General features: G+C 37.7%; 10 protein-coding genes and 1 pseudogene. 3 read left to right on the top strand and 8 right to left on the bottom strand.

Annotated elements, in window-relative coordinates:
* Positions 1 to 63 precede the first annotated feature (63 nt).
* A complete protein-coding gene (locus AAA952_RS15325) occupies positions 64 to 1,590 on the top strand; it encodes a sigma-54 interaction domain-containing protein (RefSeq protein ID WP_338258271.1) in 1,527 nt (508 codons plus the stop codon).
* A 115-nt stretch (positions 1,591 to 1,705) separates the two neighbouring features.
* Here AAA952_RS15325 and AAA952_RS15320 read toward each other — a convergent pair whose 3' ends face one another.
* The 5 genes and pseudogenes from AAA952_RS15320 to AAA952_RS15300 form a co-directional block, all read right to left on the bottom strand.
* The gene (locus tag AAA952_RS15320) at positions 1,706 to 2,875 is read right to left on the bottom strand and encodes a porin (RefSeq protein WP_263146239.1); all 1,170 of its coding nucleotides are present in this window, start codon (positions 2,873 to 2,875) and stop codon (positions 1,706 to 1,708) included.
* A 248-nt stretch (positions 2,876 to 3,123) separates the two neighbouring features.
* A pseudogene (locus tag AAA952_RS15315) lies at positions 3,124 to 4,938 on the bottom strand (DNA topoisomerase III); the annotation flags it as partial.
* Positions 4,939 to 5,101: 163 nt separating this feature from the next.
* Positions 5,102 to 5,395, bottom strand: coding sequence for a helix-turn-helix domain-containing protein (locus AAA952_RS15310; protein WP_338258268.1), 294 nt, complete (start codon positions 5,393 to 5,395; stop codon positions 5,102 to 5,104).
* A gap of 44 nt (positions 5,396 to 5,439) precedes the next feature.
* Positions 5,440 to 5,973: a hypothetical protein gene (locus tag AAA952_RS15305; RefSeq protein WP_338258265.1), complete on the bottom strand. Its 534-nt coding sequence runs from the start codon at positions 5,971 to 5,973 to the stop codon at positions 5,440 to 5,442.
* 617 nt (positions 5,974 to 6,590) lie between these two features.
* Positions 6,591 to 7,808, bottom strand: coding sequence for a DNA-methyltransferase (locus tag AAA952_RS15300; protein WP_338258263.1), 1,218 nt, complete (start codon positions 7,806 to 7,808; stop codon positions 6,591 to 6,593).
* Positions 7,809 to 7,970: 162 nt separating this feature from the next.
* Between AAA952_RS15300 and AAA952_RS15295 the strand changes: the two genes are divergently transcribed.
* Both AAA952_RS15295 and AAA952_RS15290 read left to right on the top strand, forming a co-directional pair.
* Positions 7,971 to 8,243, top strand: coding sequence for a helix-turn-helix domain-containing protein (locus tag AAA952_RS15295; protein ID WP_338258261.1), 273 nt, complete (start codon positions 7,971 to 7,973; stop codon positions 8,241 to 8,243).
* Complete coding sequence (locus tag AAA952_RS15290) at positions 8,240 to 9,124, top strand: hypothetical protein (RefSeq protein ID WP_338258259.1); 885 nt, start codon at positions 8,240 to 8,242, stop codon at positions 9,122 to 9,124. The genes AAA952_RS15295 and AAA952_RS15290 overlap by 4 nt, the downstream gene beginning before the upstream one ends.
* Before the next feature lie 17 nt (positions 9,125 to 9,141).
* Here AAA952_RS15290 and AAA952_RS15285 read toward each other — a convergent pair whose 3' ends face one another.
* The 3 genes from AAA952_RS15285 to AAA952_RS15275 all read right to left on the bottom strand — a co-directional run bounded on the left by AAA952_RS15285 (position 9,142) and on the right by AAA952_RS15275 (position 13,114).
* Positions 9,142 to 9,993 carry an SIR2 family protein gene (locus tag AAA952_RS15285; RefSeq protein WP_338258257.1) on the bottom strand — a complete coding sequence of 284 codons (852 nt, stop codon included), beginning with the start codon at positions 9,991 to 9,993 and terminating at the stop codon, positions 9,142 to 9,144.
* Entirely contained in the window at positions 9,993 to 11,018 is a 1,026-nt protein-coding gene (locus tag AAA952_RS15280; protein ID WP_338258255.1) for a ParA family protein, read from the bottom strand. The genes AAA952_RS15285 and AAA952_RS15280 overlap by 1 nt, the downstream gene beginning before the upstream one ends.
* 161 nt (positions 11,019 to 11,179) lie before the next feature.
* Positions 11,180 to 13,114, bottom strand: coding sequence for a DNA topoisomerase III (locus AAA952_RS15275; RefSeq protein ID WP_338258253.1), 1,935 nt, complete (start codon positions 13,112 to 13,114; stop codon positions 11,180 to 11,182).
* Between the last annotated feature and the right edge of the window lie 48 nt (positions 13,115 to 13,162).

Here is a 13,162-nt window from a genome sequence, read left to right as displayed (position 1 = left end):
GCACGGAATCACGAAATATAAAGATCTACAATCACGATACTTAATGATTAACATGAAATATCAATGGAAAAACACTTTTATCACGAATCGACACTGAGATTATGCAGTAGCCTACAACTCGAAAAGTCCCTGCAAAGTTACTTCGAGTTTATTCGGGATGAACTGCCTATTGATGGGCTATTTATTAATATTTTTCGCAAACAATTTAATGACATACAATTTATTTCTCATGTCAATGCTAACCAATCATGTACCTTAGATAGGCAAATATCTATCCCTGAAGAACTGGCTAAGTGCTTAGATGATCCTCAACGCCCACGCGTGAGAATTGTTAATGATATTGAGCACGACCCAATCACAGCTTTAGTTGCGCCTAAGGTGATCAGTGGTATTCGTTCGCTGATCATTTTGAGAATGTCTATCGAAAATACCCACCTTGGGATAGTCGGATTTTATGCCAAAACGACAGGCGTTTTTCGCCCTCGTCATGCTGATTTAATTGCTCCGCATATGCATGCATTAGCCTTAATCACTGCACTAAATCTACGCGGACGTAATTTACTTAAAGAAAATGAAGCACTCTCAAAGCAGAATGTGAGTCTTCGCAGAACACTGGATGTCCAGAATGGCGTAGTGGGAGCCAATTCAGGCTTGAAACACGTCATGCAGCAAGTGCAATCTATTGCCAAGATTAATACGACCGTCCTAATGCTGGGTGAAACGGGGTGTGGAAAAGAAGTGATAGCTAATGCTATTCACGAACTTTCTGAACGTTCGGATAAGCCCTTTATCAAGGTCAACTGCGGCGCCATTCCAGATACTTTGATTGACTCCGAACTCTTTGGTTATGAAAAAGGGGCATTTACTGGGGCTGAGTCCCGTAAAATTGGCTACTTCGAACAAGCCAATGGCGGCACTATCTTCCTCGATGAAATTGGTGAGCTACCACTATCCGCACAGGTTCGATTACTCCGTGTGCTTCAAAATAGCAGTATTACCCGTGTGGGTGGGCATGATGCTGTACAGCTGGATATTCGTATAGTGGCTGCCACCCATAGAAATTTACAAGCTATGGTACACAGAGAAATGTTTCGGGAAGATCTTTGGTATCGCTTAGCTATTTTCCCTATTGAAATCCCTTCATTAAGACAAAGACGTACAGACATTCCTTTACTCGTACAGCATTTTATCGAGCAACTGAGTTCAAAGTTCAACCTGCCTCAATTACCAAGAGTTACACCGGAACAATTGAATATTCTGAATCAATACGCTTGGCCAGGAAATGTCCGAGAACTCATTAACGTGCTCGAACGGGCGATAATACAACAACCTTCAGGACCGTTAGATTTTGGCTTCCTTGCTCCACATCAGGGTGAGGAAATTACGACCCAAGCAAATCAAACCGTTATCATAGATCCAAACTATGCGAGCGATAAACTTGTGCCCCTTGATGTTATGACCAGAAAATATATTAGTCATGCACTGAGGATTACAGGTGGAAAACTCTATGGTCCAGGAGGTGCGGCTGAGTTATTGGACATCAATGCCAATACCCTGCGCAGCAAAATGAAGAAACTGGGGATTGTATAATCTTTCAAGGCTAACGAGTGCTCTATAACAAAAATAGAAAGCATCGGTTAACAAAGTGCATAAATAACAAAGGTCACATAAGTGACCTTTGAAAAATTAATGATAACCATAGGATCTAGAAGAAATAACGGATTCCCACCGCATAGTTGTTATCTTGTAGATCTTCATAGGCTTTATCATCCATACTGCTGAAATCTATTTTGGCCTCAACGTACATAATTGTGTCGCGGCTATAGCGATAATGCAGACCTAACACTGCAAATTGGCGTGTCCATTTTCCTTGGATCGCAGTATCTACATCGGTATCAAGATCTTGATATGTCAGTAATACTGTTGGAACGAAACCATTATCATACTGATAAGCAACAATAAACTCTGCTCCAGTTGAATCATATAAATCTCCGCCCACTAATTCGTTTTGCTCACTCTTATGGGCGTTAAAACCTACGTATAAACCGTCAGCATCACGACCTGGAGCATATTGATAGAAACTACCGTATTGGGCGCCAATACCAATAATTTGATTAGTGTTATCAACCTCTTGGCCTGCAAGATTTCCGGTAAAATCACCACGATTAAATCCCGCTAGCACTTTAAATTTATCAGTAAAGTTGTAAGTTACACTTGCACCGTAGCTAGGTTCGAAACTCAATTCGGAACCATCATTCAAGGGAGCACCACTGCCATCATACAAGGCAACATCGCTATTTTGTTTAGAGGCATACTGCACTGCGACATGTAGATTACCAAAAGTATTACGATATTGCAGCGCAGCATCGGCACGCCCTGCCCCTGTTAAACCACCGTCACCGAAGGTATAGGCCCCCACTGACCACCCCGTAAAAGCATTGAGCACATCGGTTGTGTAAGCGACATCATAGTAAGCCCCCCATTGCTTACCAAAACTGATCTTTCCCCATTTCTCATGGGACATCCCTACATAACCCAGTCGATTGAATAAAAAATCTGAATTTTTAGATGCAGATAACTGACCGCCACCTTGGCCTTGCGTGTATATAAGGCCGTCATCACTGGTCACCATATTGATACCCCATTCCGTATGGGCAAAGGAGCTCCAGCCATTTTTCTCTTGACGGTCGAAACGAAAACCAACACGAGAAAAATTATCTATAACGGAAGTTTCATGACCATCATTTAACGCGGCAAAACCTAACCAACCTATCATGTTAACGCTGTTAGTTTGGTCATTATACAACTCAACGGCTTGAGCAGTTCCCATTAACAATAAGCTTGGGATCATCAAAGCGAGCAATGTCTTTTTCATTTCATCTACCTTTAAATTCAGCGAAACCACATATAATCACATGATTTATTTAATATATTATTTTCCCCAATCAATACTAAGCAGGTTATATGCCACCGGGAGGAAAAGCTGAAAATCAAGGTGTTTTTTAGATACGGATCAGGCAATCTCGAAATATCGTGATTATCGGTTGTTAAATACCGTTAGATAAATTAAATGTCGTTATTACATCAAGAGACAATAACGACATATATGCAACAAGTGTGTCATTACACTGCTGTTGTAGATTTGCGGCTATTAGAAGCTGAACGACTGGTTGATCGAGTTACCGAACTTTTGGAACTGGTCTTTTGGGAAGCATATTTGTTGGAACCATTGTTTTTTGTTGTACCTATACCTTTCGCTGAACTTGATTTTTTAGAGTACGACTTACGATAACCGAATTTATTACTTGCCGTTTTACGATAACCTTGGCCTTGTAAACCATTAAGCGCGGTTGGCAGTTGTGCGCCTGCATTCTGGATAAGCGTGGATAAGGTGCCGAGCAGTGGCTGCATAAAGGCTTGATAAGAGGTTTCTTTATGGCAAATGCCATTCAGACTCGCTTCCCAAAGCGCTGTCATATCCGGCGTAGTCGCACTCGCGGGCAAGCTGTTAATCAATCCTTTCCCCACGTCTGTCGAGACAATAGATTTACCTAAGCGCTGTAAAAAACCGCGTTTGAACAGCAATTCGATAATACCTGCACGGGTAGCCTCTGTACCTAATCCGTCGGTTTCTTTAAGAATTTTACGGATCTCAGGATCGGTCACATAACGGCTAATACCCGTCATAGCTCCGAGTAAAGTGGCATCGGTAAAGGCCTTTGGTGGTTGAGTATTTTTCTCCAACAATTCGCCTCGAGTACAATGCAAAGCCTGTCCCAATTTCAAAGGTGGTAATTGGCCGATAAACTCGTCATTCTCCTCATCGTCCTTACCAGTGCTTTCTTCCGTCGACTTGTTGCCACTCGCCTTACTGCCATTTGGCTCTTGGCGGGCAAAGAGTTGCTTCCAGCCGAGGGATTTATCCTGACGCGCCTTAGTATTAAATAAGCCACCCTCGATTGTCACTTGCACTGTGGTTTCACTGTAACAATAAGCCGGATAAAACTGGGCTAAGTACTGGCGAGCAACATGAAGATATAACTGCCTCTCACGCTGACTCAAGCTAGATAAGTTAGCCGTCTTCTCTGTGGGGACGATTGCGTGATGGGCGTCCACTTTTTTATCATCCCATGCTTTAGATTTAAGACGGGGATCGGGTGCATCAGCACCTTGCAATAACTCAGCAGCACCGCTACTGATCGCCTTAAGTACCGAAGGCGCAAGGTTATGTTGCTCAACGGGTAAATAACGACTGTCGGAGCGTGGGTAAGTAATGAGTTTATGACGTTCATACAAACTTTGGCAGGTATCGAGCACATCCTTAGCACTCATACCAAACCGTTTGGCCGCATCAATCTGTAACGCGGATAAGCTGTAGGGCAATGGTGGATTCTGTTTCTTGTCCTTAGCCACTAATTGAGTGACTAAGGCTGGTTTATCACTGATGCGACTCACCACATTTTGCGCTAACCCTCTCACTAACACTCGTCCTTCTTCATCCATATAAGGCTGACAAGCTTCGCTAGGTTGCCACTTGGCGCTGAAGGTTTCTTGCTTCTCGGTCGCCAAATGCGCCAGTACTTCATAAAAAGGTTTAGATTGAAAGTGAGCAATCTCTTCATCACGGCGCACCACTAGCCCAAGCAATGGCGTTTGTACTCGGCCGACGGATAACACGCCTTGATAACCGACCTTTTTACCTTGGATGGTGTACGCACGCGTCATATTCATGCCATAGAGCCAATCGGCACGACTGCGAGCTAAGGCCGATGTGGATAAAGGAATAAACTCGCGATTGCTGCGTAGCTGCGTTAGAGCCCGTTTTACAGCTTGTGGGTTTAAGTCACTGATCAGTAAACGCTGGGTTTGATGTAGCTTGTCCCCCGTCACGCCAAGATAGGCAATCACTTCATCAACGAGTAACTGCCCTTCACGGTCAATGTTACAAGTTTTATTTGCAAAAATATTTAAACCATTGTTTTTTATATGATTAGCAATTATTTCACACATTCATAGATTTTCATAAAAAAATTAAAGCCAGAAAACTGAATGTGACTAGCTTTCGCCCTATAACTAAGAACCATTTACATGATAAATAGCATCAAATCGAGATTTTCAAGCTAAACCCACAAGCAATAGCATAAGCGTCTAACCGTTCAAAACTTACCCGTTCTGGATACTTCTCTATTTTCAATACGCTACTATGTGATAATCCTATTTTATCCGCAATCTGTGCACTACTTAAACCAGCATGCATCCTCATACCAGTGAATGCTGCTGACAATTCCTCTTTGCGTTGTTCTGCTAAGTAAGCTCCTAACACTTCATCATTTTTAAAAGCCTCAGCTTTTAGAGCGGCGAAAGACCTACCTTTAACTGCATTCAACTTAGTCATAAAATCTCCATTGGGTGTTGAAAATTTACGAAGTTATATCTATATCACATTTCTCGAATTCTTTTTAATGCAGCTAACTTACCTTTTAACAATAAAATACGCATATTTCCTTCATTAACAAATTCTAAAATGGAGTTTGTTTTTTGAGGATATTGCTTCATTAAGCGCTGATATTCTTCAAGCTCAGATTCGACCACTATAGACTCAGTTTCATACTCATTTTGTAGAGTTTGCATATCAAACCTAAATTGATTGCACCTATTGATTCTGTTGAATTTTAACTCCATCGAACTAGTTTGAACGGCTCGAGTTTTCTTTATAAAATTAGTATGTTTAAAATTCAGTGATTTACTGTAAATTACTTTGATAGGACTTGGGTTAGCATCTCTAACTAACAAATTCTTCTTAACTAAACCGCAAATCTGCTTGTAAACGAGCACTCTCGCCTCAAAAGGATCCCAGAAAATATTGTTGCAAGCTAGCAGCTCATTACGCAATGAAGTCACTGTAAAATGGTTTAGGTTCTTTTCAATGAGAAGGTAGTAGATATGCTCATTGAGTTTAATGGTTTGAGACATGAAGCGCCACCAAACAAAACTTAGGATTACTAAGTATACTAATATCAGTAAAACTTAGACAATTTAAGTTGTTCAAGGTATCCAGATAAAACTAAGTAGCTAAACCGAACCAGTTCCCAGACAGGCTCAAAGAGGCTTTGTTTCCTAAAAGGATAAACAACTATATGACCATTTCACAACACGAAAAACAAGCTTATATCCCTTATTATGTCGTTAATTTTTTTTCGCCGTGACAGGATATTATTCTGATTCATTGCTTATAACTTTGTATTTTCACTATTAGGAAACAAAGCAGCTCAAAGAAGCTCGTAAGCGAACGAATATGACTCCAAAAGAATTAGGTAATTGGCATTGATCCTAGCTTTACCACTACATAGCAGGATGAATCACTATGAGAAAGAAAGGCACACCCATAACCCCTTCAGCTCATGGCCGATGAGCTTGGTGTGCCTTTGAAATATTTTTTGCGATAGTACCGAATCTGCGGAACTCGCTTGTTTTGATGAATAGGTTCCCCTTAAAAAGCAAACTTAAACAGATTGAAAAATTAAACTATCTAATTGTGACAACATAAAATTAAAATAAAATAAAATATTATTTTTTAAAAAAATCTAGATTTATTTTATAGCAGTTTTCATTTTCCTTAATTGTTCAGACTCGTATGTCCAAAGGTTTCTTTTTTGCCTTTCTATCTTTATCTTGGGAGGGAAAATATCATTTATATCACCTCTTAACTTTTCTAAATAACCTCTTTCTTCGTTAATCTGCTTAAACCTATCAACAATAACATCACAAGGTCCTAATTCTGACCCAATCCAATTCCTTTTTTTCATTTCAGCAACAACATAAGTAGTTCCAGCCCCACCAAATGGATCAAAAACCAAATCACCTTCTACTGTTACCATCTCTATTATTCTATCGAGCAATTTTATTGATAGCTCGTTTGAACCTTCTCTTTTCTTATATTTTGCATGCCTAACAGGCGGAATATCCAACCACACATCAGTAAGGCTGATTCCTTTAGGATTCATTTTGTGTTTATAGCCACCATAGTCCTTTAGGTCACCAAAACATTTAGGGCATACATCCATAGCCAATCTATCGGCTTTAAAAGTATTAGGCTTTTCACCTTTAACAAAATATAATAATGAATAATGCGATGGATATAAACGCCCTTGTATCGGCAAGCTATATTTAATATCTGTAGCAATCCAATGCCTAAAATTTAATCTTCCGTGTAAATAACCAGATAACTTACTATTCCAAAGAGGAATATTCCAAGTAAAGAATGCTCCACCTGGCTTTAATATTCTAATGCATTCAGACATCCACTTCTCAGACCAAGATAAATATTTCTCAGCTTTTATACTATCATCCATTTTTGATGGATATAATTTAGCTAAATTAAAAGGCGGATCTGCAAAGACTAAATCAACTGAATCACTTTTAATTCGACTCATTACATCTAAACAATCACCTTCAAATAACTTTCCATACTTAGATTCAAATACCATTTCTGACATTCCAAAATCAACACTTGACTTTGCTTTGTTGTAATCACTTTCTATAAGCTTAATTAATTTATCTGAATTAAGTTGTATCGCATCAATAATTACCTGATCTAATCTACCCATTTTAACCATTAGCTCTAATTCCGAAATATTAAAATATTTTTCAATATTCTCAAGATCAAGACCAGAAGGAACAATGTTCTTATCATTATAGTAATTCAAATTAGTTGTTGAAACACAAGATTTTTTCGAGGCTAAACTTATCTCCTCTTTTGATTCAGGATTAATATTTAACGCTTTATAAAATTGGTTTGAATAACTCATCTACGCATACCTTCTCTCTGTATATCTATCGATTCTACCACGAACCAACCAGAACAACACTAGAACAAGACCTTTAGGACCACAGTTAATCAATCAATAAAGGTCCTTTAGGACCTTCATAGTAAAACCCTAGTGAATTAGCATGAGAGACAAATATAACCCATGAATAAAATTTTTATGGATAAAAAACAGAGAGATAAATTCAAGTTACAAGTTGGCCTTGAGGTCAGGACTATCAGGGAGAAACTAGGAATTACTCAAGTCCAGCTTGGTGACTCTCTTGGTCTTGAATCTGCATATATTTCTAAAATTGAGAGAGGTGTTAAACCACTTCCTTTACTTAGCTTATTCGAGTTGCTTTCTATATGTGATGAAGAATCTAGTAATCAATTTATAATAAATATGATCAAAAAAGTAAAAGGTAAAAGGCAATGAAAGTCACAGTGGAAAAAACTGGTGATTTCATTCCAGATATTGTTAAAAATGATATTGAATTAATTATAACCAGCACACTTAATGAAATTAAAACAACGGATAGTGAGTTTGTAATAAATGATACATTATGTTTCAAAGTGCAAACAAACAAAAAAATTACGGCTTGCGTTACAAATTCAGCTACGTATATTTCAAATAAATTTCAATCTGAGCTTGCAAAAATCCCAGGTTGTGAAGGCGAAACAAAAATTAATGATCAGTCATTTGATGGATTAATTAAGCGCACTTACACTAACTCCGGCTATACAATAAAAGACAAAAGAAACCTACTCAGTGTTATATATGAATATATTCATGATAATAAACTTGAAGAGTCAATGATACATACTCTATTTCCTATGTTTTATGGCATGTATGTTGAAAGAGACTGTTATGACATATGTTCATTACCTGAATCATCTCATTGTTTATTCTCTCTTTCAAAAAAAATTAAATCTGAATTTAAAATTGGGGTAGAATTTGAAACTGGAAATGTTGCGAGTTCATTTAGAGCAATAAACAAACTAGGTACATTATTTCAACAAGGATATATTGATGCAGGTGTATTTATTACAAGTTCGAACCGTCCAAGAATCTGGCCTACTTCGAATAGAAATGGTTCATTTCCTGAGCTAATGAATAGAAACTATGAAAAACAAATATCTTTACCTCTTATTTGTATGGGCTTTGCTCCAGATAGATATGATAGAAGTGCACCCTATCTAAGCCGAACAGGTGAACTATATGATCTTATCTCTCTAGAAAAACAAGATCATACTGGTCTGTATAACATTTACTTAGGTGATAATGGTGAGGAAATTTTAATACCAAATCTAATTTAAAAATTACTTTGATTATATTATCGATGGACACTTCTAAATTCTACTACTTTCTCATGTAAAATTTTAAGTTCATCAACAAGGTCAGAGTAATTTGGCCCAAATTCAAGAGCTTTTATATTATAAGTTTCTTCCCAATCTTTTTTAGAAATACTACTGTAAATCCCATCAAGAGTTAGTACATAATGTGGAAAGATACTTGATGATGTGATGTTAACATCTTCAAGCGTAAGTAAAATATCCGGGTCATCCATACTACATCCAATAAAAATACATGTGTGAGTAAGAAATATAGCTTTTAATAACTCATAAAATTGAGGATTGTCTCGTTTCGCTTTATGGTATTCAGCTTTAGTAAACACCATTGAACGAGTTTCATTGACACAACCATGCGCTTTGACAATGAGTCGAATATCTGATCGTAAAAGGTCTCCTAAATCATCCGATTTATAAGTTAGAATACGATATCCGTCCGTAGAAGTTTGATGACAGTAATTCTCATAAATTTTATCAAAATTTGTTGTGACAATTATTTCCAAATCCAAATCTAGAATAATTTCATGAAGAGGGCTGGCCTTAAACTTTGGATTATTAAAGCTTTCATTTATTAAAGAGTGATAGTCAGCGGCATTTGCAGAATCTTTTATAGCTTGTAAAGCTAGCAAATATTTTTTTTGTTCAATTAAGATTTTGACTTCTATTTCATCGGATTCATTTTTTATTAATTTACTAGCTGAGACTAAAAATTGTCCCCAAGTTTGGGGGCTTAAATTATCATCACTCAAAGCACTTGCTGATACACCTGCTCCTAAAAATAAAAAAGCTCTTCTTCTAGCAACCTCTCTAATTAAACTAATTGGCCAATTTATCATCACTCACCACCGACATTTTTAAGTATTTTTCTAGAGATAGCATCCATTAGATCACTATAAGTTCTAACCTGTTTACTTTGCGCACCAACAATCCCTGTTGATGAATTTAGTTGATGAATAGGACACTTATTAGTTTGTGATAATGGAACCAAACTATTGACATAAGGGATATGGCCTAGCTCATATGATATATCACTCTTTTCCACTAAGAATTCACTCATGGATTCGGTGAAAGTGGACGGTATTTCTTTCATTACATCATCATATGCTTTTACTGGACGTCGGCCTGTTTTAAAAGACCTAGTTACATACTGTTGAACCGAAAAACCGGCAAATCTAAACTTTAAATTAGTATCTTGGATAATTTCAAAACCGTCTAGTATTTCCTTTTTTCCTTCGTCAATCATGTCATCAATAGTTTTGGTATATATTCTATTCCAGTTTCCAATCCATCCAGAAATATTTTTTATCCCTAACAGGCTAAAAATATCACAACCAAATGGAGTGATAATAAAATCACTTTCCAAAATTATTGACCGATTTAATGCACCTAGTGATGGGCCAACATCAAATACTATATAATCATAGCGGTCTTCAAACTCTTTTGTTAGATGATGACACCAGTTTGTAATTCTCAAGCCACCAATACTCCTTGAGCGCAAATCTCCCCAAGCGTTACTCAAAATGTCTTCTATAATAGACATATTCGGATGACCTGGAATAATATCAGTTTGAAAGTTATTAGTAGTACCTAATACAGGTGTTATCTTTGCATTAATCTGAGGTTCACCATTTTCTAACGGTTTTAAAGCTGAGTATAACGTGTCGTAATCTGAAGATTTATTAAAATATATATCTTCACAAATATCATCACCCAAAATCATTTGAGTTGTATTACATTGAGGATCTGCATCGACTAATAAAATCCGTTTTCCCATATGAATATTCATATACGAGACCAAATTGCATGCCAATGTAGTTTTACCTACACCACCTTTATTATTAAAGAATAAGATTGTTTTCATACAACTTTCCCACCAATGTAAAAAAATAAACTTATCAGTAAGTTACTTGATAAGTAAAGCGAAAATTGTTCTTTCTATGAAGAATTTTTTATTTGTGACCTCGAACTGTTTATATTCGCTCAATACACCTATTCGCAGCTGAAAGCTGTTCATTAAAATTACTAAAATTTGAGTTTTCTTGCTCTTTTAGTTTTAGGCTTAAAAGCCCCGTTCTGTTTGTAAGGAGTTCCCCTCCCTTTCAAACCACTGAAGGTAACCGTTTTAACCTCTATGATTAGATCATAAATGCTCTGAGTAATGGGTTCCATGAAGTGTGAATATTTGATTTCTTTTTGACTAATCGCTTCAAGCTGAGACTCCCAATGTGCCGTCATATCTGGGATTGTCATCCGTGCTGGTAATGAACAGATTAGCTGCGTTCCAACTTCAGTTGCTCGAATATCTTTACCTTTTCGTGTAAGAAACTGTCGTTTAAATAGCAGCTCAATAATCCCAGCTCTAGTCGCTTCTGTGCCTAAGCCATCTGTATCGCGCAAAACTTTTTTAATAGAGTCATCTGTAACATAACGGGCAATTCCCGTCATTGCGGATAATAGGGTTGCATCAGTAAAATACTTAGGAGGCGTTGTCTGTTTTTCCTTCAAATCTGCTTGCTGACAATGAACTTCTTCACCTTTTGATACATTAGGCAGGCTTGTAGCCGAAAACTCACTTTCACCTTGTGTGTTTGGCTTTGAGGGAAACAAGCTTCTCCAGCCTTGAGATACAACATCCTTTTGCTTGGCAATAAACAATCCACCTGACACCTCAGTGTCAATTTGCTTATCGACATACTCAAATGGAGGATAAAACTGAATCAAATACTGCCGAGCGACTAGCTCATAAATATTGTTTTCTGCTGCAGAAAGACGGTTCATATCTGTTGATTTCAAAGTTGGTATAATAGCGTGGTGAGCACTCACCTTTGCATCATTCCATGCTTTACTCTTTAAACTGACATTAGCGTTATTGGCAGCATCACTTAAAGCTGAACACGAGTTACGGATAGCTCCAATAACTTGGGTTGCTTCATTTAAATGCTCTTTAGGTAGGTAGCGACAATCTGAACGAGGGTAAGTAATCAGCTTATGACGTTCATAAAGTTGCTGACACGTATCAAGCACGGTCTGCGCACTCATTCCATATCGCTTAGCTGCATCAATTTGTAACACTGACAAACTATAAGGTAGTGGTGGCGGTGTGGCCTTTTTGTCTTGAGTTACCTTGATGATTTTGCCTTTTTGACCTTGAACTCTAGAAATGACATTTAGTGCTAATGCTTTGGATAGAACTCTATTATCTTCATCCATATAAGGTTCGCATGCCGCACTTGGGCGCCACTTAGCCTGATAAGATTCGCCTTTTTGTGTCACGAAAGTACACATTACCTCATAAAATGGCTTAGGAACAAAATTAGCAATCTCAAGGTCACGGTGAACAATTAAACCTAAAACTGGTGTCTGAACCCGTCCTATAGACAAAACCCCGTTATAGCCAGATTGACGACCTTGTAGGGTACACAAACGAGTCATGTTGATACCGTACAACCAGTCTGCTCTGGCTCTTGCTAATGCAGATGTAGCTAAAGGGATAAAGTCAATATTTTTGCGTAGATTATTCAATGCTTTTGTTACTGCTGCTGGATTTAAATCACTTACCAAACAACGCAATACTTCTGCTTTTCTAGCTTTGGACACGCCACAATGATTAATTACCTCATCAATCAAAATCTGTCCAACTCTGTCTGGGTCGCCCATATTAACTAATACGTCAGCTTCTTTTATTAACTTCTTAACGACAGTAAATTGCTTTTTAGTATTAGCTTTAACGACTAATTTCCATTCTGTTGGGACGATTGGTAAATGCTCTATAGCCCACTTTTTATAATCGGGATTGTATACCTCTGGCTCAGCTTGCTCCAATAAATGGCCTATACACCAAGTGACTACGTCACCATTACCAGCCTTAATATAGCCATCATTTTTTTGATGAGGTTTAGGCAACACATCAACCAATGCACGAGCAAGGCTGGGTTTTTCCGCAATGAATAATCTCAAGATTTCTTACCTGTAATAGAACTAACTTTATAGATAGCTAGCTGTTGC

The organism is Shewanella sp. M-Br (assembly GCF_036245925.1).
Lineage (GTDB): Bacteria > Pseudomonadota > Gammaproteobacteria > Enterobacterales > Shewanellaceae > Shewanella > Shewanella oncorhynchi.
The sequence above is the reverse complement of the archived record's forward strand: the minus strand, read 5'-3'. Positions and strand labels throughout refer to the sequence as shown.

Coding starts and splice junctions, on each gene's coding strand:
- AAA952_RS15295 (WP_338258261.1), top strand. CDS start 7,971: ATGAATAAAATTTTTATGGATAAAAAACAGAGAGATAAATTCAAGTTA.
- AAA952_RS15310 (WP_338258268.1), bottom strand. CDS start 5,395: ATGACTAAGTTGAATGCAGTTAAAGGTAGGTCTTTCGCCGCTCTAAAA.
- AAA952_RS15305 (WP_338258265.1), bottom strand. CDS start 5,973: ATGTCTCAAACCATTAAACTCAATGAGCATATCTACTACCTTCTCATT.
- AAA952_RS15320 (WP_263146239.1), bottom strand. CDS start 2,875: ATGAAAAAGACATTGCTCGCTTTGATGATCCCAAGCTTATTGTTAATG.
- AAA952_RS15325 (WP_338258271.1), top strand. CDS start 64: ATGGAAAAACACTTTTATCACGAATCGACACTGAGATTATGCAGTAGC.
- AAA952_RS15280 (WP_338258255.1), bottom strand. CDS start 11,018: ATGAAAACAATCTTATTCTTTAATAATAAAGGTGGTGTAGGTAAAACT.
- AAA952_RS15290 (WP_338258259.1), top strand. CDS start 8,240: ATGAAAGTCACAGTGGAAAAAACTGGTGATTTCATTCCAGATATTGTT.
- AAA952_RS15285 (WP_338258257.1), bottom strand. CDS start 9,993: ATGATAAATTGGCCAATTAGTTTAATTAGAGAGGTTGCTAGAAGAAGA.
- AAA952_RS15300 (WP_338258263.1), bottom strand. CDS start 7,808: ATGAGTTATTCAAACCAATTTTATAAAGCGTTAAATATTAATCCTGAA.